18 protein-coding genes are annotated in these 21,918 nt (G+C 47.8%); 17 read left to right on the top strand and 1 reads right to left on the bottom strand.

Annotation, left to right across the window (positions count from 1 at the left end; all coding sequences use genetic code 11):
- Nucleotides 1–81: 81 nt before the first annotated feature.
- A complete protein-coding gene (locus QO263_RS08845) occupies nt 82–1,191 on the bottom strand; it encodes a tetratricopeptide repeat-containing glycosyltransferase family 2 protein (RefSeq protein WP_285628963.1) in 1,110 nt (369 codons plus the stop codon).
- 181 nt (nt 1,192–1,372) lie between these two features.
- Here QO263_RS08845 and QO263_RS08840 point away from each other — a divergent pair, with 181 nt between their 5' ends.
- The 17 genes from QO263_RS08840 (at nt 1,373) to QO263_RS08760 (ending at nt 21,917) form a co-directional block, all read left to right on the top strand.
- The gene (locus QO263_RS08840) at nt 1,373–2,491 is read left to right on the top strand and encodes a glycosyltransferase (protein WP_285628961.1); all 1,119 of its coding nucleotides are present in this window, start codon (nt 1,373–1,375) and stop codon (nt 2,489–2,491) included.
- 95 nt (nt 2,492–2,586) lie between these two features.
- On the top strand, nt 2,587–3,699 hold the full coding sequence (locus QO263_RS08835) for a BclA C-terminal domain-containing protein (protein ID WP_285628958.1): 1,113 nt from the start codon (nt 2,587–2,589) through the stop codon (nt 3,697–3,699).
- Nucleotides 3,700–3,737: 38 nt separating this feature from the next.
- Nucleotides 3,738–4,385 (top strand): alpha-helical endospore appendage domain-containing protein, encoded by a 648-nt coding sequence (locus QO263_RS08830; RefSeq protein ID WP_285628955.1) that lies wholly within the window; start codon nt 3,738–3,740, stop codon nt 4,383–4,385.
- Between the two features lie 332 nt (nt 4,386–4,717).
- Complete coding sequence (locus QO263_RS08825; RefSeq protein WP_285628952.1) at nt 4,718–5,617, top strand: DUF6017 domain-containing protein; 900 nt, start codon at nt 4,718–4,720, stop codon at nt 5,615–5,617.
- A 15-nt stretch (nt 5,618–5,632) separates the two neighbouring features.
- Nucleotides 5,633–5,845: a DUF5348 domain-containing protein gene (locus QO263_RS08820; RefSeq protein ID WP_285628949.1), complete on the top strand. Its 213-nt coding sequence runs from the start codon at nt 5,633–5,635 to the stop codon at nt 5,843–5,845.
- Between the two features lie 41 nt (nt 5,846–5,886).
- Complete coding sequence (locus QO263_RS08815) at nt 5,887–6,369, top strand: PcfB family protein (RefSeq protein ID WP_285628946.1); 483 nt, start codon at nt 5,887–5,889, stop codon at nt 6,367–6,369.
- Entirely contained in the window at nt 6,366–8,204 is a 1,839-nt protein-coding gene (locus tag QO263_RS08810) for a VirD4-like conjugal transfer protein, CD1115 family (RefSeq protein ID WP_285628943.1), read from the top strand. Before QO263_RS08815 ends, QO263_RS08810 begins: the two co-directional genes overlap by 4 nt.
- A 195-nt stretch (nt 8,205–8,399) precedes the next feature.
- The gene (locus QO263_RS08805; RefSeq protein WP_006773673.1) at nt 8,400–8,615 is read left to right on the top strand and encodes a Maff2 family mobile element protein; all 216 of its coding nucleotides are present in this window, start codon (nt 8,400–8,402) and stop codon (nt 8,613–8,615) included.
- 16 nt (nt 8,616–8,631) lie between these two features.
- The gene (locus QO263_RS08800) at nt 8,632–9,501 is read left to right on the top strand and encodes a VirB6/TrbL-like conjugal transfer protein, CD1112 family (protein WP_285628940.1); all 870 of its coding nucleotides are present in this window, start codon (nt 8,632–8,634) and stop codon (nt 9,499–9,501) included.
- A 26-nt stretch (nt 9,502–9,527) separates the two neighbouring features.
- A complete protein-coding gene (locus tag QO263_RS08795; RefSeq protein WP_195199042.1) occupies nt 9,528–9,914 on the top strand; it encodes a PrgI family protein in 387 nt (128 codons plus the stop codon).
- Nucleotides 9,880–12,279, top strand: a complete 2,400-nt coding sequence (locus QO263_RS08790) for a VirB4-like conjugal transfer ATPase, CD1110 family (protein WP_352169647.1) — start codon at nt 9,880–9,882, stop codon at nt 12,277–12,279. Before QO263_RS08795 ends, QO263_RS08790 begins: the two co-directional genes overlap by 35 nt.
- Entirely contained in the window at nt 12,276–13,226 is a 951-nt protein-coding gene (locus QO263_RS08785) for a DNA-methyltransferase (RefSeq protein WP_285628938.1), read from the top strand. Before QO263_RS08790 ends, QO263_RS08785 begins: the two co-directional genes overlap by 4 nt.
- A 38-nt stretch (nt 13,227–13,264) precedes the next feature.
- Nucleotides 13,265–15,322, top strand: a complete 2,058-nt coding sequence (locus tag QO263_RS08780; RefSeq protein WP_285629254.1) for a CHAP domain-containing protein — start codon at nt 13,265–13,267, stop codon at nt 15,320–15,322.
- A 32-nt stretch (nt 15,323–15,354) separates the two neighbouring features.
- Nucleotides 15,355–15,612, top strand: a complete 258-nt coding sequence (locus QO263_RS08775; protein WP_285628936.1) for a DUF4315 family protein — start codon at nt 15,355–15,357, stop codon at nt 15,610–15,612.
- Nucleotides 15,602–16,243, top strand: coding sequence for a DUF4366 domain-containing protein (locus tag QO263_RS08770; protein ID WP_285628933.1), 642 nt, complete (start codon nt 15,602–15,604; stop codon nt 16,241–16,243). The genes QO263_RS08775 and QO263_RS08770 overlap by 11 nt, the downstream gene beginning before the upstream one ends.
- A complete protein-coding gene (locus tag QO263_RS08765; protein ID WP_285628930.1) occupies nt 16,240–18,348 on the top strand; it encodes a DNA topoisomerase 3 in 2,109 nt (702 codons plus the stop codon). Before QO263_RS08770 ends, QO263_RS08765 begins: the two co-directional genes overlap by 4 nt.
- Before the next feature lie 146 nt (nt 18,349–18,494).
- Nucleotides 18,495–21,917 (top strand): YodL domain-containing protein, encoded by a 3,423-nt coding sequence (locus tag QO263_RS08760; RefSeq protein WP_285628928.1) that lies wholly within the window; start codon nt 18,495–18,497, stop codon nt 21,915–21,917.
- Nucleotide 21,918: the final 1 nt, after the last annotated feature.

Below are 21,918 nucleotides of genomic sequence, written 5' to 3'. Positions count from 1 at the left end.
AAATTCCTCCAAATAGCACCTTCGTATTTCTTGTTTGGAGGAATTTTTTTATTCGGTTAAAAGTATATTTTTTGTGGAATTTTAACCTTTAATTTGAGACATTAATTCATCTATTATCTCTTTACCAAGAATAGAATAAAAATAAGCTTGGTTTTTCAGTATATTTAAATCATTAGGCTTGTATTGCAGTGCTACCTCATTGTGCAGATAAGCTAGCTTATCTGCACCAATTTTATCATAACAGACACAAAGCTGTAGATGAGGCAGCCATGTGGAAAAGGCTGGGTTGTAAAAATTTATAAAAGTATCATCTGGTTTTTGTTGAATTGCCAAACGATACCAGAAAATAGCCGACATAATATCCTGTTTTTCTAAAAAATAGCTACCTAACCAGCAGCAAAATTCTGATCGAGGGCTTGAATAACGGAAGGAACGCAGTATAGCCTGTATTTCGCTTTCTGAATCATTCATATACTGATAGCAATATGCTAATTTTCTGCAACAAGCAATATTATCTTCTACCCAACCCTTACCATCTGACAGAAACTTTTTATAGAATACAGCTGCACGCTCATAAAACTTATGATCTAATAGTTCATTTCCAAAGTAATACAAATCTCTAGGTGAGAACTCCTCCCCTCTTTCAAGTCTCTTCTCATATATCTTTAGATTTCTATCTCCACTTTTGTGAATACTTTTATGAGTAACAGCTACATTACTATGCTGGACATTCCCCCATACTTGAAGATATTCATGAACAACTCCAATCCATTTGAAATCATTAGTTCTTTTCACCAATCTATTTCTTCGCAAACTAAAAGTTAAATTTCCTTCCTCATCAAAGGCTAAATTATATTTCATAGTTACAGAATCAACTGTATTATCTAATTCTTCTTTTAATTTTAAAAATTTTACTCTATCTTCTTCCTCTAAAACATCATCTGCATCTAGCCAAAATATATAATCCATTGTTGCTTTACTAAAAGAAAAATTACGTGCCCTAGAAAAATCATCAATCCATTGAAAATCAAAGATTTTATCAGTATATTTTTTAGCTATACTCTTAGTATTATCTCTAGAGCCTGTATCTACAATAATAATCTCATCCACTAGCTCTAAAACTGAGTTTAGACATCTTTCAAGTACCTTTTCTTCATCTTTTACTATCATGCAAAGACTAATAGTATTCACAAATTTCACCTCAATAAAAGTTTTATACTTCTATAGATATTCCTAAGATACAAAATATGGGCTTTTCCATAATAATAAATCTCTTGATTTAATATATTTAAGTCCGAACCTTTAGTAGAGATATAGCATAAAATGTACATTATGAGAAATATCCTTATTATGTTTAAGGAGGATTATACTATTGGAAAAAAGATTGTCCATATCACTATCTATGATTGTAAAAAACGAAGAAAAATGGTTAGAAAGATGTCTCAACAGTGTAATAGACATTGTTGATGAAATCGTCATTGTAGATACAGGCTCCACGGATAAAACAAAAGAAATTTGTACGAGTTTCCCAGTTAAGTTATATGACTATGATTGGAATGATAGCTTTGCAGATGCTCGTAATTTTGGTCTGAGCAAGGTAAATGGAGATTGGATTCTATATATCGATGCAGATGAAGAATTATATATTGAAGACATAAACCGATTTCATAATGTATTGCAGCAGACAAAAAATAACGTAGTTTTGATTCCTACAATTAATTATTATGGCAATTTTCCACCTGATTCTAATAAAGCTTACCTTTATGCCAGTCATAGGCTTTTTAGAAACCATAAGGGCTTTAAATTTGTAGGTAATATACACGAGCATTTGAACATTGTGGACATTTCTGATTTAAACAGTCCAGAAATAATGAGCTTTGCCAAAATCCATCATTATGGCTATATGGATTCTGTTGTAGAAGATAAAAACAAATCTGTACGCAACCTTAGTTTACTTCAAAAAGAAAAAGAAGCTTCTGATTATAGTCCTTGGATTGACTACCATATTGCAAGTGAATACTATCGTGAAGAATGCTATGAAAAGGCTTTTGATCTAGTGAATCTATCTATCAAAAGGTTTATTGAAAAAAAACAACTTCCTCCTGCCCTATTATATAAATTAAAATATGATATATTGATTACTCTCGGAAGCTTTGATGGAGCGTGGCCCGGTATAGAGAAAGCAATTACCATGTATCCCAAGTATGTTGACCTTCATTTTTACAAGGGAATAATATTTATGGCCCAGAAAAAATATGAGGAAGCCATATCAGTATTTTATCATTGCATTAAATTAGGAGAAGAGCATAATCCTCTTTTTCTTACAAAAACAGGCAATGGAAGCTATCAATCATGGTATCTAATAGGGAGATGCTACGAAGGTCTAGATAACCCTGTAAAGGCACGAAAAGCTTATAGACAATCCCTAGCTTTATATCCTGATTATGAGGAAGCTAAGTTAAGGATGAGAAAACCTGATGTGGATTCATAGAATATTTCTATAATTGTAACAATTTTATGACTTGTAAGTATAATATAGCAAAAAGATTATATTTCAATATATCTGTTTAAGGAGGTTTTAACCTTATGTCTCAACCTACTATTCCTGCCATTAGCCCTCCAATCACAAGGGAGGAGGCTATAAATCTATTGCTCACATCAATAGCAATGGAAGAACTTGGTTTAAGTCATATAATGAACGCAGAAGGTGAAAAATTACAGTATGTGATGGGCACTATTCCTGGTGTCACTAGTCCCCCCGCAACAATTAGTGATGTCCTTGATGCAAATGATAGTGTTCGTTCAGTACTAGAAAGTGCAATACAAAATCAGCTTTTGCTCAATAGTAAAATGCAAAATATCTTGAATTCTTCAACTATGCAAGGTCCAACTGGTGCAACAGGAGCTACTGGCCCTACTGGACCAGCAGGTGGACCTACTGGTGCTACTGGTGCTACTGGACCTACTGGCCCTACTGGTGCTATAGGCGCTACTGGTGCAATTGGTCCTGCTGGAGCCACTGGTGCCACTGGACCTACTGGTGCTACTGGTGCCACCGGTGCCACTGGACCTATAGGGCCAATTGGAGATACTGGCCCTACTGGCAGCACAGGTGCTACTGGCGCTACTGGTGCTACTGGTGCTACCGGTGCTACTGGTTCTGTAGGAGCTACAGGAGCTACAGGACCTACTGGACCAACAGGGCCAACAGGTGATACAGGGCCTACTGGACCTACTGGACCTACTGGACCAACAGGTGCTACTGGTGCTACTGGTGCTACTGGTTCCAATGTGACTGCTACCACTGCTTTTGCGGCAAACACAAGTGGACCAACTATTGCAGTTGTCGTTGGTGGAACAGCAGTTCCTCTACCTGATAACCAAATACTACCTCCTGATATAACTGTAGATGGCACTAACACAGTGTTTACCGTAAACACAGCAGGACGTTACAGAATTTCCTATTATGTTAATACTACTCTTGCACTAGCCATGAGCACAAGACTTCTTATAAATGGAACACCAAATACTGCTTCTACAGTAGCGCCTCTACTAAGTTTATCTAATTTTTCAAATGAAATTTTAATAGACCTTACGGCTGGGCAAACCATTACGCTTCAATTATTTGGTTTAGCAGGAAATGCTATTTTACTAGGCGGTGCAGCAGGCGCTTCTCTAATGATTACTCGTTTAAGTTAGAGATACCTGATAATTGTATTGAAAGGAGGCTATAAAACATGTCACAGCCTAGTTTTCCAAGCCTTAGTCCATCTATAACAAGGGATGAGGCAATCAACTTAATTTTATCTTCAATTGCAATGGAAGAGCTCGGATTAAGTCATATAATTAATTCAGAAGGAGAAAAAATTCAATTTGTTTTAGGGACAATTCCAGGAATGACTGGAGGACCTGCAACTATTAGCGATGTATTAACTACAAATGAAAGCGTTCAAGAAATGCTCAGTACTATTTCAAGTAATCAAATGTTTCTAGGAATAAAAGCAGGAAATGCTTTGAGTGCACCTGTTATTCTTGGTGTTACTGGTGCTACCGGAGCCACTGGCCCTACTGGTCCTGCTGAGGGAGTTACTGGTCCTACTGGTGCTATGGGAGCTACTGGCCCTACTGGTGCTACTGGTGCTACTGGCCTCACTGGTCCCCTTGGTACTATAGGCCCTACTGGTCCTACTGGAACTGACGGAGCAATAGGCCCTGTTGGTGCTACTGGTCCTGCCGGTGCTACTGGACCTACTGGTGCTACTGGTGTTACTGGCCTTACTGGTGCTACTGGTGCTACCGGTGCTACTGGTGCTACTGGACCTACTGGTGATACCGGCCCTACTGGCCCTACTGGACCTACTGGACCTACCGCACCGTGTATTTAATGACAACCACGGAAAACCGCATGAATACAGGGTTTTCAAAAAATCTAAAGACAATTAAACATATCTATAATCACACCTAAAACGCCGATTGCAAGGAGGACAACCCTTGAATTGGCGTTTTTAAGTGTTGCGGCGGCGTTTACTAATTCCCTTTTGGGAAGATAGGAACGTCGTTTTTTTATGCCCTCATGTTACGCAGTAGGAGCAGAAAAAGCCTTGATTTACGCAGCTTTGCGGGCGTGTTTCTGGCGCGGCAAGGGGAATATGCCTTTTCCCTCAAAATCGCTCTTTAACTGCGTAACAGAATCCACAGCAAAGGAGTTGATGAAGCTATGGCAGTTTTCCGAGTAGAACGCAACAAGGGTTATACCGTTATGAGCAATCACCACCTGCGAAATAAGGATTTAACCCTGAAAGCAAAGGGGCTGCTATCTCAAATGCTATCCCTGCCGGAGGATTGGGACTATACCCTTGCGGGGCTGTCCCATATCAACCGGGAAAAAATTGACGCGATACGCGAAGCGGTGCGGGAACTTGAACGCGCCGGATATATCATGCGGTCAAGGGAGCGCGACGAAAAAGGACGCTTGCGGGGCGCGGACTATGTGATTTACGAGCAGCCGCAGCCGCCTATATCGGATTTACCTACATTGGAAAATCCAATATTGGATAATCCAACACTGGAAAAACCTACGCAGGATAACCCTACGTTGGAAAATCCAACGCAATTAAATAAAGAGATACAAAGAACTGACCTACCAAAAAAAGATAAATCAAATACGGATTTATCAAGTACCGATTCCATTCCTATCCATTCCCTAAACCCCTTGCCTTATGAGGAAAGGAACGGAAAGGAAGCGTCCACCCAAAGCGCGATTGAAATATACCGGGAAATCATACAGGACAATATCGAGTACGACTATCTTCTGCAAGACCCCCATATCGACAACGACCGTCTGAATGAAATTGTTGACCTCATGCTTGAAACCATATGCACAGCAAGAAAGACAATCCGCATTGCCGGGGACGATTACCCCGCCGAGCTTGTGAAATCTAAGTTTTTGAAGCTGAACAGCAGCCATATTCAATTTGTCTTTGATTGTATGCGGGAGAACACCACCAAAATCCGCAATATCAAGCAGTATCTACGGGCGGTTTTGTTTAACGCCCCGACCACCATTGACAGCTACTATACCGCCCTTGTCAACCACGACCTGTACGGCGGCGAATGAGAAAGGAGCTATTCCATGAAACAGGGAGCATTGATTTTTGATGAACAGACAGACCGTTACGACATTCGCTTTGACCTTGCCGATTATTACGGCGGGCTGTATTGCGGGGAATGTTTCGACGTATTTATCGGCGGCAAATGGAAGCCGACTCGTATTGAAATGGCTGAAAACTGGTATCTTGTGGGTGTCCGTGCCGAGGATTTGAACGGGCTGCGGGTGCGGATATAAATGCCCAAAACCACCGCCATACCGTGAAAGGAGGACGGTAAATGCAAGATGAAGTAAACGAAAAGACGATTGCCATATCCATAAAGGCGACAAAGCTATCTGCAAAGTTGCTGCAAAAAGCTATGAAATTCATGCTTTCACAGATGAGAAAGCAGCTTGAAAAACAGGCGACGCCCCACGGCAAGCAGACCCTAAAACAGCTTGTGAAGCAGAACGCAGGCGTTTCCAACATTGAAATCACCGACGGAAATATCAAAGCCTTTGAGAGTACCGCGAAAAAGTATGGGATTGACTTTGCCTTGAAAAAGGACAATTCCGAAACCCCTCCCCATTACCTTGTGTTTTTCAAAGGGCGCGACGCGGACGCGCTGACCGCAGCCTTTAAGGAATTTTCTGCAAAAAAGCTGACAGAGCATAAAAAGCCCTCTATCCGCAAACTGCTTTCCACCATGAAAGAAAAGGCGGCGGCAAAGAACAGCGAGCGCGTCAAGGTGAATAAAAAGGACAGGGGGATTGAGCTATGAGCGATATAAATCTGAAAAAGCTGATTATCCCCAACATTCCCTATCTGCTCTTTGTGTATCTCTTTGACAAAGCGGCACAGGCTTTCCGGCTTGCGCCGGGGGCTAACATGAGCGCAAAGCTCCTGTCAATCGGGAACGGGTTTACTGCCGCCTTTTCTTCTGCCGCGCCGAGCTTTAACCCGGTGGATTTACTCGTTGGCATTGGGGGCGCGGTACTTATCCGGCTTGCCGTTTATATCAAAGGCAGGAATGCGAAAAAGTACCGCAAGGGCATTGAATACGGCTCTGCCCGTTGGGGCGGCGCGGCAGATATAAAGCCCTATGTTGACCCGGTATTTGAAAACAACGTCATTCTTACCCAGACCGAACGGCTGATGATGAGCAGCCGCCCGAAGCAGCCGAAGTATGCACGAAATAAAAATGTGCTTGTAATCGGCGGCAGCGGCAGCGGAAAAACCCGCTTTTTCGTCAAGCCTAACCTTATGCAAATGCACAGCAGCTATGTTGTGACCGACCCAAAAGGAACGGTTTTATTAGAGTGCGGAAAAATGCTTGCCCGTGGCACCCCGAAAATCGGTGAGGACGGGAAACCCGTAATGAGAAATGGGAAAATAGTCTATGAGCCGTATCGTATCAAGGTGATAAATACAATCAATTTTAAGAAAAGTATGCGGTACAACCCCTTTGTCTATATCCGCAGCGAAAAGGACATTTTGAAGCTCGTTACGACTATTATAAGCAACACCAAAGGCGAGGGTGAAAAAAGCACGGAGGATTTTTGGGTGAAAGCGGAAAAGCTCTATTACACCGCCTTAATCGGCTATATCTGGTATGAAGCCCCGGAGAATGAAAAGAACTTTACGACCCTGCTTGAAATGATAAATGCGTCGGAAGCCCGTGAGGACGACGAGGACTTTCAAAATCCCGTTGACCTCATGTTTGACCGCTTGGAAGAAAAAGACCCGGAACACTTTGCCTTGAAGCAGTACAAGAAATATAAACTTGCGGCGGGCAAAACCGCAAAGTCAATCCTCATTTCCTGCGGTGCAAGGTTATCCCCATTCGACATACGGGAACTGCGGGAGCTAATGGAAACCGACGAAATGGAGCTTGACACCATAGGCGACCGCAAAACGGCGTTGTTCGTTATCATTTCCGATACGGACGACACCTTTAACTTTGTTGTTTCCATTCTTTACACACAGCTTTTCAATCTACTTTGCGACAAGGCCGACGACGTTTACGGCGGGCGGCTGCCCGTCCATGTCCGCTGCCTGTTAGATGAATTTGCGAATATCGGGCAAATACCAAAGTTTGAAAAGCTCATAGCCACCATACGAAGCCGGGAAATCTCGGCTTCTATTATTTTGCAGAGCCAGTCACAGCTAAAAGCTATTTACAAGGACAACGCCGATACCATAATCGGCAACTGCGACACCACGCTTTTCTTGGGCGGCAAAGAAAAAACCACCTTGAAAGAAATCTCTGAAATCTTGGGAAAGGAAACGATAGACAGCTTTAACACGTCCGAAAACAGAGGGCGGGAAGTTTCCCACGGGCTGAATTATCAGAAATTGGGAAAGGAGTTGATGACGCAGGACGAAATCGCCGTTATGGACGGCGGGAAGTGCATTTTACAGCTACGCGGCGTGCGCCCGTTTCTCTCTGATAAGTACGATATAACCCGGCACCCGAAGTATCAATACCTTTCCGACGCAGACCCGAAAAATGCTTTTGACATGGAAAAGCATTTAAGACGACGCCCCGCAATCGTAAAGCCGGACGAGGTTTTTGACTACTACGAAATCGACGAAGCCGCTTTGCAGGAGCAGTAACAGGAGGTGATACAATCTATAAAGAAACATGGGGCTATTGGGTACGCGCCCCTACTACAATTTCATAACAATATGCCGCCAACTATGGGGCGGTATTTCTTTTGCGATAGTTTACGGACTATCGCTTTTTTTGTACCCAAAAGTAAAATCAAAAAAATATGTGAGCCGCAAAAGCGGCAGAAAGAGAGGTCATTTATGGCATTTTTTAATTCGGCGGTAGGAGTTTTGCAGACACTCGTAATCGCATTGGGTGCGGGTTTGGGAATTTGGGGTGTTATCAACCTTTTGGAGGGATATGGCAACGACAATCCGGGCGCAAAATCGCAAGGCATGAAGCAGCTCATGGCGGGCGGCGGCGTTGCTTTGATTGGCGCAACCCTTGTACCTTTGCTTTCCGGCCTGTTCGGTTAAGGGCGGGTAAACGCCTATGCAGAGCATACTTGACGCGATTAACGAATGGATAAAGGAAATCCTTATCGGAGCCATTAACGGGAATCTGTCAACTATGTTCGGGGACGTAAACGAAAAAGTCGGCACAATCGCCGCCGAGGTAGGCAAGACCCCGCAGGGTTGGAACGCGAATATTTTTTCCATGATTCAGACCCTTTCGGAAAATGTAATCGTACCCATTGCGGGGCTTGTGATTACCTACGTTCTATGCTACGAGCTTATCAGCATGGTAACGGAAAAGAACAACATGCACGACATAGATACGTTCATGTTCTTTAAGTGGTTTTTTAAGGCGTGGGTAGCGGTGTTTCTTGTTACCAATACCTTTACTATCACTATGGCGGTGTTCGATATGGCGCAGCACGTCGTATCGGGTGCGGCGGGCGTAATCGGCGGCAACACAAACATTGATGTTGCCGCCGCGCTTGCGTCCATGCAATCCGGGCTTGACGCTATGGAAATCCCCGAACTGCTGTTGCTCGTTATGGAAACAAGCCTTGTTAGCCTTTGCATGAAAATCATGTCGGTGCTGATAACGGTAATCCTGTACGGGCGTATGATAGAAATTTACCTTTATTGTTCCGTATCCCCTATTCCGTTCGCAACCATGACAAACCGGGAGTGGGGGCAGATAGGAAACAACTACCTTAAAAGCCTGTTTGCTCTTGGCTTTCAAGGCTTTTTAATTATGATATGCGTCGGCATTTACGCGGTTTTGGTAAACGACATGATAATAGCGGACAATCTGCACAGTGCAATATTTTCCCTTGCAGCCTATACCGTTATCCTCTGTTTTTCCCTGTTCAAATCCGGCACACTTGCAAAATCAATTTTTTCAGCCCATTAGCAGACTGAACCGAAAGGAGGTATTTTATGGCGTATGTACCCGTACCAAAAGACCTATCCCGTATCAAAACAAAAGTCGCTCTCAACCTGACGAAGCGGCAAATCATCTGCTTTTCGGCGGCTCTCCTAATCGGATTGCCGCTTTTCTTTTTACTCAAAGACAGCACGGGAACGAGCTTTGCGGCGTTTGTAATGATTGTTGTCATGCTGCCCTGCTTCCTCATTGCCATGTATGAGAAGCACGGGCAACCCCTTGAAGTCGTGGCAAAAAACATCATTCAGACAAAATTTATCCGACCCAAAGAACGTCCGTATCAAACGGAAAACTTTTACGCCGTTTTGGAACGGCAGCGAAAACTTGAAAAGGAGGTATCGGCTATTGTCAACGGCAAAAACAAAACCCGCAGGAAATAAGCGCAAGCTGACCCGCGCCGAGAAAAAGCAGATTGCCGCCATTATCCAAAAGGCAAAGGGCGACGGGAAAGCGCATACCGCGCAGCAGACGATTCCCTATCTTACCATGTACCCGGACGGGATTTGCAGGGTAACAGAAAAGAAATACAGCAAGAGCATTGTGTTTGAAGATATTAACTATCAGCTTGCACAGGCAGACGACAAAACCGCCATTTTTGAAAACTGGTGCGATTTTCTAAACTACTTTGACGCTTCCGTATCGGTGCAGCTTTCCTTTATCAATCAAGGGACGCAGCGAAGCGAAGCAGAAAAGGCTATCGACATTCCCACGCAGGAGGACGCTTTCAACTCCATTCGCGCCGAGTATGCAGCCATGCTGAAAAATCAGCTTGAAAAAGGCAACAACGGGATTGTCAAGTACAAGGCAATTACCTTTTCCATTGAAGCGGATAACCTTGCCACAGCAAAGGCACGGCTTGCCCGTATCGAAACCGACGTACTCAACAACTTTAAGGTGCTTGGCGTATCAGCCCGCCCCATGACGGGCTATGAACGGCTGAAAATGCTGCATGGCGTATTTCACCCGGAGGGAGAACCTTTTTCCTTTGATTTTTCTTGGCTTGCCCCGTCCGGGTTGTCTACAAAGGATTTTATTGCCCCGTCCTCTTTTCGTTTTGGCGAAGGGCGCACATTCCGCATGGGTAAGAAAATCGGTGCGGCGAGCTTCCTTGAAATCCTTGCGCCGGAACTCAATGACCGTATGCTTGCGGATATTCTCGACCTTGAAACGGGCGTTATTGTCAATTTGCATATCCGCAGTATCGACCAGAGCGAAGCAATCAAGACCATTAAGCGCAAAATTACCGACCTTGACAAAATGAAAATCGAGGAACAGAAAAAAGCTGTCCGCAGCGGGTATGACATGGATATTATCCCGTCCGACCTTGCCACATTCGGCAGCGAAGCGAAAAATCTCTTGCAGGATTTACAGAGCAGGAATGAGCGCATGTTTTTACTTACGTTCCTTGTGGTGAACATGGCAGACACGAAGCGCAAACTTGAAAATGACGTGTTCGCCGTTAAGGGTATCGCGCAAAAATACAACTGCGCTTTGACCCGTCTTGACTACTTGCAGGAAGCGGGCTTTCTATCAAGCGTCCCTATTGGGGAAAATCTTATTCCCATTCAAAGGGGCTTAACGACGAGCAGCACCGCAATTTTTATTCCGTTCATCACACAGGAGCTTTTTCAAGAGGGCGCAGCCCTTTATTATGGGCTGAACGCTCTTTCCAACAACATGATTTTATGTGACCGAAAGAAACTGAAAAACCCGAACGGGCTTATCTTGGGAACGCCGGGAAGCGGTAAATCTTTTGCGGCAAAGAGGGAAATCACAAATGCGTTTCTCATTACCGACGACGATATTATTATCTGCGACCCGGAAGCCGAGTATTACCCCCTTGTGCAAAGGCTTCACGGACAGGTTATCCGCATTTCGCCCACAAGCACACAGTACGTCAACCCTATGGATATTAACTTAAATTACAGCGAGGACGACAGCCCCCTTGCATTGAAAAGCGACTTTATTCTTTCCCTTTGCGAGCTGGTCATTGGCGGGAAAGAGGGCTTGCAGCCCGTGGATAAAACGGTCATTGACCGGGCTGTCCGCAACGTCTACCGTCCGTTTCTTGCCGACCCCGACCCGGTGAAAATGCCTATCTTGGGCGACCTTTACGACGAGCTTTTAAAGCAGCCGGAGCCGGAAGCGGCGCGTATCGCGTCGGCATTGGAGCTTTACGTTTCGGGGAGCCTTAACGTCTTTAATCACCGTACCAACGTGGAGCTTTCAAACCGCCTTGTCTGCTTTGATATTAAGCAGCTTGGAAAGCAGCTAAAAAAGTTAGGTATGCTCATTGTGCAAGACCAGGTATGGAACCGGGTAACAGTCAACCGCGCCGAGCATAAGGCAACACGCTATTATATGGACGAGTTTCATCTACTTTTAAAAGAGGAACAGACCGCCGCTTACAGCGTGGAAATTTGGAAGCGATTCAGAAAGTGGGGCGGCATACCAACCGCAATCACGCAGAACGTGAAAGACCTTTTGAGCAGCCGCGAGGTGGAAAACATTTTTGAAAACTCCGATTTTGTGCTTATGCTCAATCAGGCCGCCGGTGACCGGGCTATCCTTGCAAAGCAGCTTAACATTTCCCCGCAGCAAATGAAGTACGTTACCCACACCGAAGCGGGCGAGGGGCTTATCTTCTACGGCAACGTGGTACTGCCATTTGTAGACCGTTTCCCGCAGAATACCGAGCTTTACCGGGTCATGACGACGAAGCCGGAGGAAGTGAGGGGCGCATGAAAACGGACGCAATCATCAACAGGGACGCGCTCTTTGCCTTGCGGGAGCTTCCCGACGAAAGCGTCCATTGTGCCGTAACATCACCGCCCTACTATGCTTTGCGGGATTATGGGCTTGAAGCCCAGATTGGACGCGAGGACACGCCGGAACAGTACATTGAAAGGCTTGTTGCGGTTTTTCGGGAACTGCGCCGGGTACTCCGTTCAGACGGTACATTCTGGTTAAATATCGCGGACACCTATTGCGGCACAGGCAGTAAGGGCAGCTACACCGACCCCAAAAACCCCAAAGGCAGGAACGGGCAAGGCGTATATATCGCAAGACAGGCGGCGGGCTGCAAGCAAAAAGATTTAATCGGTATTCCGTGGCTTTTAGCTTTTGCCCTGCGCTCTGACGGGTGGTTTTTACGCAGCGATATTATTTGGCAGAAAGACAACCCCATGCCCGAAAGCGTCAAAGACCGTCCGAGCCGCTGCTATGAACACATTTTTTTGCTTACGAAGTCAAAAAAGTATTTCTATGACGCTGCCGCTATTGCCGAACCCATAGCCCCCACAACGGCGGCGCGATACAAATCCGGGCGCGGCGCAAATCACAAATACGCCGGGGAAGTACCCGGACAAGGCAAGGTACAAGGTATCAACAGGGCGAGAAAAGGCGGCTATTATGACGACGCGCTTATCCCCACCATACGCAACAAGCGCGACGTTTGGCTTATCAATACCGTACCCTACAAAGGCGGTCATTTTGCTGCCTTTCCCCCGAAGTTAGCGGAAACCTGCATTATGGCGGGCTGTCCGAAAGGCGGCATTGTCCTTGACCCGTTCTTTGGAAGCGGCACGACGGGGCTTGCGGCGAAAACCCTTGACCGCCGCTATATTGGCATTGAACTAAATACCGAGTATTGCGCCCTTGCAAGGGCGCGGATTGGAGGTGATAACTCTTGAAAGACCCCTTAAAGCCCCGTGACAAAATCACGCAGAAAATGAGCCGTGACGGGCTGATGAGGCAAAACGAAACCACAGGCGAAACCGAGCGCGTGAGTAAACGGGAGCAAGACCCGGATTTTCAGAAAACGCCGGAACAACAGGCGGCACAGGACGCGGCGCAGCTTGACCCTGTATCTTCCAATGCTGCCCCTTTGCCCCCTGCGCCCGAACTATCCCACAGGCAGGACACGGGAGATGCCGAGCAGCTTTTTCACCGCATAGACGCAGCGCATACCCGCAAAGCGTCCAAAAAGGCGGTACAGCGGGCGCAGCGGGAAGCTGCCGCACAAATGAAATCGTCCCGTCTGCAATTTACCGACGAGGAACTTCATAACCCGGAGCTTGAAAAGTATATCAGGAAATCCGACAAAGCGGCTGACCGCTTAGACGCGGCAAAGGCGGCTATTCCGAAGAAAAAGAAACTTGCTGCGGAGCGCACCTTTGACGAAGCCACAGGTAAAGGCAAAACCCGCCTGCACTTTGAAGAACGGGAAAAGCCCATGCCCGGAAAAACCAACAAAAACCCGTTGCCCCGCCCCGCGCAGGAAGCGGGTAGTTTTATCCATAACAAGATACATTCCGTTGAAAAGGACAATTCCGGCGTTGAGGGAGCGCACAAATCCGAGGAATTAGCGGAGCGCGGCGCAAAATACGGGGCGCGGAAAATCCGGCAGGGCTACCGCAGCCATAGGCTGAAACCCTACAGGGCGGCAGCCAAAGCGGAAAAAGCAGCGTTTCAGGCAAACGTGGATTTTCAGTATCATAAGACGCTGCATAATAACCCGCAGCTTAAAAGCAACCCCCTTTCCCGCCTTTGGCAGAAGCAGCGAATCAAGCGGCAGTATGCAAAAGCGGTAAAGTCGGGCGGTGTAAAGACCGCAAAGAATGTCGGCAAGGCAGCAAAGAAAACCGCCGAGCAGACGCGGAAAGGATTTGCATTTGTGGCGCGGCACCCGACAGGTGTCATCATTGCCATTGCCGCGCTGCTGCTGTTCATTATTATTTTTGCGGGACTGTCCTCTTTTTCCTCTATGTTTTCCGGCACCTTAAACGGCATATTGGGAACGTCGTACACGTCGGAGGACAGCGACCTTGTGGCGGTGGAAAACAGCTATGCCGCAAAGGAAAATGAACTGCAATACAGGATAGACAATATTGAGCGCGATAACCCCGGCTATGATGAATACCGCTATGACCTTGATAATATCGGGCATAACCCCCACGAACTGGCTTCCTATCTGACCGCCCTTTTGCAGAGTTACACCCCGCAGAGCGCACAGGCAGAATTGCAGCGCGTCTTTGACAGGCAGTATACGCTGACGCTCACCGAAACCGTGGAGGTACGCTATCGGACGGAAACCCGTACCGATACATGGACGGACGAGGACGGAAACACCCATACAGACACCTATACCGTCGAAGTACCCTACAACTATTACATTCTCAATGTCAAGCTGACAAATAAGGCGATATCCTCTTTCGTGCCGGAGCTTTTAACGGCAGAACAGCTTGAAATGTACCGCGTTTACTTGGAAACAAGCGGCAACAAGCCGTTACTGTTCGGCGGCGGCTCTCCCGATGTGAACCCGTCCGAGGATTTAAGCGGCGTTCACTTGGTAAACGGCACACGTCCCGGCAATCCGCAGCTTGTAGAACTTGCAAAGTCACAAGTCGGGAATGTGGGCGGCGCTCCCTATTGGAGCTGGTACGGCTTTAACAGCCGCGTGGAATGGTGCGCCTGTTTCGTATCCTGGTGCTACGGGCAAGCAGGCTTATCCGAGCCGCGTTTTGCAGCCTGCCAGTCGCAGGGGATTCCGTGGTTTACCTCTCGCGGACAATGGGGTGACCGAAATTACAGCAACATAGCCCCCGGCGACGCTATCTTTTTCGATTGGGATTCAGACGGGAGTGCAGACCATGTAGGGCTTGTTATCGGCACAGACGGAAGCCGTGTTTACACCGTTGAGGGCAATTCCGGCGACGCCTGCAAAATCAAGAGCTATTCCCTTGACTATGCTTGTATCAAAGGCTATGGGCTGATGAATTGGGACTGACTATTTTTGAAAATTGAAAGGAGTATGACACAATGGCAAATAACAAAATTGACCGTATCGACCGGGAAATCCAAAAGACCCGCGAAAAAATTACAGAGTATCAGAACAAATTGAAAGGGCTTGAAGCGCAGAAAACAGAAGCGGAAAATCTGCAAATCGTTCAGCTTGTGCGCTCTATGCGCCTGACACCTGCGGAACTTACCGCTATGCTCTCCGGCGAGCCTATCCCCGGCATTGCTGCCGTTCCCGCAGACTATGACGAACAGGAGGACACCGAGAATGAAGAATAAAAAACTTTTCCGCAGCTTTTTTGTACTGCTTGCCGCCCTTATCTTGATGGGCGGCTTTTCTGTTACCGCCTATGCGGGCGGTGGTGAGGACATTCCCACCGACGACAGTAACGTAATTGTAGAAACCGCCGAGCCGCAGCCCCTTACCCCGGAGGGTAACATGAGCCTTGTGGACGACATAGCGGGCGCCGCCGCCGAGGATAAGCAGTTTATTGTTGTGCAAAGCAAGGGCGGCAACTACTTTTACATCATTATTGACAACGCCGCACAGGGCGAAAACACCGTCCATTTCCTCAATCAGGTGGACGAATCCGACTTAATGGCTCTCATAGACGAGGATAAACTACCGCAAAATTCAGAAGCCACCCCGCAGCCGACCCCCGAACCCACACCGCAGCCGGAGCCGGAACAGCCCAAAGAGGAAAAAAGCAATACGGGCGGTACGCTGCTCATGGTGCTGCTGCTCTTTGCCGGGATTGGCGGCGCGTTCTATTACTTTAAGGTTTTGAAGCCGAAACAGGCGGTCAAGGGCAATACCGACCTTGACGAATTTGATTTTGACGAGTACGACAAGGAAGCCGGGGACGAACAGCCCGAAACTGACGAAGAAGAACAGGAGGACGAGGAATGAGCTATGCGTTAGTCATTGCAGAAAAACCGAGCGTCGCCCAGACTATTGCCGCCGTTCTTGGAGCAAAGGGAAAAAAGGACGGGTATATCGAGGGCGCGGACTATCTTATTTCTTGGTGTGTCGGTCATTTGGTGGGGCTTTCCGAAGCTGCCGCCTATGGGGAGCAGTACAAAAAATGGAGCTATGAAACCTTACCCATTCTGCCGCAGGAATGGAAATACACCGTTGCGGCCGACAAACAAAAGCAATTCAAAATTTTAAAAGACCTTATGCGCCGCACCGACGTTTCCGAGGTTATCAACGCTTGCGACGCAGGGCGTGAGGGCGAGCTGATTTTCCGTTTCGTCTACCATGTGGCAGGGTGCAAAAAACCTATGCGCCGCCTTTGGATTTCCTCTATGGAGGACGCGGCAATTAAAAAAGGGTTTAATGCGCTCAAAGATGGACGGGAGTATGCCCCCCTCTTTGCGTCTGCCCTATGCAGGGCAAAAGCGGATTGGCTTATCGGTATCAACGCCACCCGTCTTTTTTCCTGCTTGTACGGCAAGACCCTGAATGTGGGACGGGTGCAGACCCCGACGCTGAAAATGCTTGTAGACCGGGACGCGGCAATCACAGGTTTTCAAAAAGAAAAATACTACCATGTGCGCCTTAGCATAGGCGGCGCGGAAGCGGCAAGCGCGAGGATCCGCGCCGCCGAGGAAGCGGACACACTGAAAACGGCTTGCGAAGCGTCGCAGGCCGTTTGCCTTTCTCTGACCCGCGAAAAGAAAACCGTTGCCCCGCCGAGGTTATTTGACCTTACGAGCTTGCAGCGGGAAGCAAACCGTATTCACGGTTACACCGCGAAGCAGACCCTTGACCTTGCACAGAGCCTATATGAAAAGCGGCTTTTGACTTATCCGAGAACGGACAGCGCATTTCTGACCGACGACATGGGCGGTACGGCGGCGGGTATTGCCGCCCTGCTTTGCGGCAAGCTGCCTTTCATGCAGGGCGTGGACTTTTCCCCGGACGTTTCCCGTCTGCTTGACAGTAAAAAAGTATCAGACCACCACGCCATTATCCCTACCGCCGAGCTTGGGAAAACCGACCTTGCCGCGCTGCCGGAAAGCGAACGGAATATCCTTATCCTTGCCGGGGCGCGTCTGCTCTTTGCCGCTGCTGAACCGCACACCTTTGAAGCGGTTACGGTAGTTTTTATGTGCGCCGACAAGGAGTTTACCGCAAAGGGCAAGACGGTACTTTGCGCCGGGTGGAAAGAGCTTGAACGCCGTTACCGGGCTACGCTGAAAGCAAAACCCGACGCAGAGGACGACGACAACGAGGTATTGGAGCTTGACGCGCCGCCGTTTGCCGAGGGGCAGACCTTTGACCGCCCCGCCGCAAGGGTAACGGCGCATGACACGACACCGCCGAAGCCCCACAACGAAGCGACCTTGCTTTCCGCTATGGAACGCGCCGGAAATGAGGACACCGACCCGGACGCGGAACGCCGCGGGCTTGGTACACCCGCCACCCGTGCCGCCGTTATTGAAAAGTTGGTAAAATCCGGCTTTGTGCAGCGCAAGGGCAAGCAGCTTATCCCCACCACAGACGGAAATAACCTTGTTTGTGTGCTGCCGGATAGCCTGACCTCTCCGCAGCTTACCGCCCAGTGGGAAAACGCCCTGACGCAGATTGCAAAGGGAACCGCCGACCCGGACAGCTTCATGCATGGGATTGAAGAAATGGCGCGGGAACTTGTGAAAGCCTATCCGTCCCTTTCCGATACGGACAAGGAGCGTTTCAAGGACGAAAAGCATGTTATCGGCAACTGCCCCCGCTGCTGCGGCAATGTCTATGAGGGCAAGAAAAATTACTATTGCGAAAACAAGGATTGCGCTTTTGTTATGTGGAAAAATGACCGCTTCTTTGAGGAACGGAAAACCGCTTTTACCTCTAAAATTGCCGCCGCTCTCCTAAAAAACGGTAAGGCAAAGGTCAAGGGGATTTACTCCCCAAAGACGGACAAAACCTACGACGGAACAGTGCTTTTAGCCGACACAGGCGGGAAATACGTCAACTACCGCATTACCATTCAGAGGGACAAAGAACTTACGTAGCAAGCATAGGAAAGGGGTACCCTTTCCGTCAAATCCCCGCCTTTTCTCGCAGAGAACGGCGGGAATTTGCTTGTTGGGAAGTTTCCCAAACCCTCTATAAAAACCGAAAAACGCCAAACCAATAAATTTGAGAAAGGACGTGCTAAATGAAATCTTATTCTGCCTATGAACACGATAACTTAGACCCAGCCGAAAGCATGAGGATAGAGCGCAGAATGTATTTTGAAAGCGAAAAAGCGGATATTTCCACCTTAACCGCTTTGCCGTTGGAACAGCTACAAAAAATGCGCGAGGAAAGCGCGGCTGCTGAACAGACAATTTTTCAAAGTCTGCAAGAACACGCTGCCGCATGGGAGGAACAGGCGGGCAAAACGCTTTTATTTGACAAAGCGATTGAGTACACGAGAACCCCCACCGTCAAGCACACCTCTAATCAATGGGAAGCCGAGGAATACCACCATGCTATCAGCAACATGGTTTATCAAATGAATTACCACATTTACGAGAATACCCGGTATGACAGGGAAACAAAGCAATCTGTTCCTTACTCTTGGAGTTTGACATGGAGCGTCCGCACAAACAGCCCGGACGGGTACCGACAGGCGCGGATTGCCGTACAGGACAGAAAGGTATTTGCAGACAAGGCGGCTATGGAAAAATATCTGAATGGGCGTATCAAGGCATATTCCCACCTGTTCATAGAAATATCGCCGCCTATCCCGCAGGAATATGCACAGCAATTCAAGGTAAACGGGCAGCTTTTACCGGGCTACACCATAGAGGGTGAGGAACCGAAACAAGCCGACCACGCCGCCGTAGAAAATAACGGCGGCGATTTTATTTCACAGCAACAAAATACGGAACAGCGAAAGGAGCGTGAGGGCATGAATGACCCTTTATCTATACGGATAAGCAACAGCGCGAAATATGAAAACGGCGAACACGGGTATTGGCTGAAACTTCCCGCCACCGCCGAGCAGCTACACGAAGCTATGAAAGCAATGGATATTACGGCAAACAACCCGCAAGACTTTTTAATTGAGGATTTTGAAAGCGTCCTTGACAGCGTTACCCGTCTATCTCTTGAAAATGTGCGAAGCGCAGGAGTGGATGAGCTGAACTATTTGGCGGCGGCTTTGCAATCACGCGATAGCAGGCAGATTGACAAGCTGAACGCCGCAACCAAATTTATGACAGGCCGTTACGACGTTCACGGACTTGTTGAGCTTACGCAGAACACGGGTGTTTATGATTTTCACCCTGATATTTTCAGCAATATACAGCTTGGGGAGCATACCTTTGAACATTCCGGCTTGATACAGATACCCGACGAATGGGCGGCAGCGGTTGACATTGAAATGTTGGGGCAGCTTGCCGCCGAGCATGAAAAAGGCGTGTTTACCGAGTATGGGTATATCGTTCCAAACGGTGAGGAATGGAAGCCGATAACGGAAATCCCGCAAGAATACCGCATTATGAGTTTCCCGCAGCCGCAGCGACCCGACCCCGAAAAGGCAGATATGGAGGCTATCAGCGCAATGCAGACCGCAGAGCCGCCGCAGCCGCGCCCTGTTATCCCTCTTGTCCTTACTTCCGAGAAACCCGCCGAAAAGCTCAAAGAGATTACCGACCGCTTGGAGCAGGGTATTTCTGAACTGTTTGACAGTAACCGCTATAAAGAGTATCTAAGCGTCATGTCAAAGTTTCACAATTACAGCTTTAACAATACCCTGCTTATCGCCATGCAGAAACCGGACGCTTCCCTTATCGCGGGCTTTTCCTCTTGGAAAAATCAGTTTGAGCGCAATGTAAAAAAAGGTGAAAAGGGTATCAAAATCATTGCCCCGTCCCCATTCAAAGTAAAAAAGGAAATGGAGAAAATCGACCCGCATACGCAGAAGCCCGTTATCGGAAAAGACGGAAAGCCCGTTACCGAAGAAAAGGAAATTACCATTCCCGCTTTTAAGGTGGTTTCCGTCTTTGATGTTTCGCAGACCGAGGGAAAGGAATTGCCCGACATTGCCGTGGACGCTTTGACGGGTGATGTGGAACAGTACAAGGATTTTTTCGCCGCCCTTGAAAAAACTTCCCCCGTTCCCGTAGGCTTTGAGGAAATGACAGGCGGCACACAGGGCTACTACCATTTGGAGGATAAACGGATTGCGCTTTTAGAGGGCGCAAGCCAGTTGCAGACCCTTAAAACCTTGATACATGAAATCGCCCATGCGAAGCTGCACGACATTGATTTGACCGCCCCAAAAGAAGAACAGCAAAACCGCCCCGACCGCCGCACCCGCGAAGTGGAAGCGGAAAGTATCGCATACACTGTCTGCCAGCATTACGGACTTGATACGTCGGATTATTCCTTTGGATATGTTGCCGGGTGGAGCAGCGGAAAGGAGCTTGCGGAACTGAAAAGCTCTCTTGAAACAATCCGCAGCACCGCCGCCGAGATTATCAATTCCATTGATACCCATATGGCAGAAATCCAAAAGGCGCAGGAAGTCAAGCAGGAGCAGCCGCAAGAATACATCTACAAGGTACACGCCAACCCCCGCAGCGACAGTATAGAAAACCGCTATCTGCTGCAAGCCTACATTCCGCAGGAGGACGGAACGGCAAAGATTGGCGATATTCTGTTTGTCGGTACACCGGGAAAATGCCGCGAGCTTATGGGCCGGCTTACCGCCGGAGAACTGACACAGGGACAGGTAAAGGAGCTTTTCGCAAAATCGCAGGAGCAGCCGACACAGGAAACCGGGCAGGACGAAAATACCTACTCCATTTATCAGTTGAAGCGTGGCGACGAAACGCGGGATTTACGCTTTGAGCCTTACGACCGTCTGCAAGCGGAGGGACACACGGTTGCCCCTGCGAACTATGACCTTATCTATTCCGCGCCCCTTGCGCCGGATATGACCCTTGAAAGCATTTTGGAAAAGTTTAATATCGACCACCCGAAAGATTTTAAGGGACATAGCCTTTCCGTTTCCGACGTAGTGGTGCTTCATCAGAACGGGCAGGACGCCGCCCATTATGTAGACAGTTTCGGCTATCGGCAAGTGCCGGAGTTTTTGCAGGAGCAGCAAAAAGAACTGACCCCGGACGAATTTTTGACCGGGGAGAAAATCACAACGCCGCGCGGCAGCTTCCGCTTAACCTCTATGAGCATGGAGCAGATGAAAGAAGCCGGGTACGGCGTTCATCACAATTCAGACGACGGAAAATATTACATCATGGGGAATGGTACACGGGCTTTTGCCGTAGCGGTTGAGCAGCCCCAAAATTATTTGAAGCATATCGAGGACACCGTAGAGCAAAACGACAACAACTTTGACGGGATTATCAATAACACGCCACAGACACCCACCGTAGGCGAATTGGAGCAGAAAGCAAAGGCGGGTGAGCCGATTTCCCTTACTGACCTTGCAAATGCCATCAAAGCCGACAAGGAGCGCGTCGGCAAGCAGGAAGAAAAGCCCTCTATCCGGGCGCAGCTTAGGACAGATAAGGAACGGGCGCAGAAAAAGCCCGCAAAGAATAAAACGCAGGATTTGGAAAGGAGTTGAC

The sequence above is a fragment of the Proteiniborus sp. MB09-C3 genome, assembly GCF_030263895.1.
Lineage (GTDB): Bacteria > Bacillota > Clostridia > Tissierellales > Proteiniboraceae > Proteiniborus.
This window is presented reverse-complemented; position numbering and strand designations above follow the sequence as displayed.

Excerpts from the sequence above, each read along its gene's own strand:
- QO263_RS08835 (WP_285628958.1), top strand. The coding sequence starts at position 2,587 with ATGTCTCAACCTACTATTCCTGCCATTAGCCCTCCAATCACAAGGGAG.
- QO263_RS08830 (WP_285628955.1), top strand. The coding sequence starts at position 3,738 with ATGTCACAGCCTAGTTTTCCAAGCCTTAGTCCATCTATAACAAGGGAT.
- QO263_RS08825 (WP_285628952.1), top strand. The coding sequence starts at position 4,718 with ATGGCAGTTTTCCGAGTAGAACGCAACAAGGGTTATACCGTTATGAGC.
- QO263_RS08820 (WP_285628949.1), top strand. The coding sequence starts at position 5,633 with ATGAAACAGGGAGCATTGATTTTTGATGAACAGACAGACCGTTACGAC.
- QO263_RS08815 (WP_285628946.1), top strand. The coding sequence starts at position 5,887 with ATGCAAGATGAAGTAAACGAAAAGACGATTGCCATATCCATAAAGGCG.
- QO263_RS08810 (WP_285628943.1), top strand. The coding sequence starts at position 6,366 with ATGAGCGATATAAATCTGAAAAAGCTGATTATCCCCAACATTCCCTAT.
- QO263_RS08805 (WP_006773673.1), top strand. The coding sequence starts at position 8,400 with ATGGCATTTTTTAATTCGGCGGTAGGAGTTTTGCAGACACTCGTAATC.
- QO263_RS08800 (WP_285628940.1), top strand. The coding sequence starts at position 8,632 with ATGCAGAGCATACTTGACGCGATTAACGAATGGATAAAGGAAATCCTT.
- QO263_RS08795 (WP_195199042.1), top strand. The coding sequence starts at position 9,528 with ATGGCGTATGTACCCGTACCAAAAGACCTATCCCGTATCAAAACAAAA.
- QO263_RS08785 (WP_285628938.1), top strand. The coding sequence starts at position 12,276 with ATGAAAACGGACGCAATCATCAACAGGGACGCGCTCTTTGCCTTGCGG.
- QO263_RS08780 (WP_285629254.1), top strand. The coding sequence starts at position 13,265 with ATGAGCCGTGACGGGCTGATGAGGCAAAACGAAACCACAGGCGAAACC.
- QO263_RS08775 (WP_285628936.1), top strand. The coding sequence starts at position 15,355 with ATGGCAAATAACAAAATTGACCGTATCGACCGGGAAATCCAAAAGACC.
- QO263_RS08770 (WP_285628933.1), top strand. The coding sequence starts at position 15,602 with ATGAAGAATAAAAAACTTTTCCGCAGCTTTTTTGTACTGCTTGCCGCC.
- QO263_RS08765 (WP_285628930.1), top strand. The coding sequence starts at position 16,240 with ATGAGCTATGCGTTAGTCATTGCAGAAAAACCGAGCGTCGCCCAGACT.
- QO263_RS08760 (WP_285628928.1), top strand. The coding sequence starts at position 18,495 with ATGAAATCTTATTCTGCCTATGAACACGATAACTTAGACCCAGCCGAA.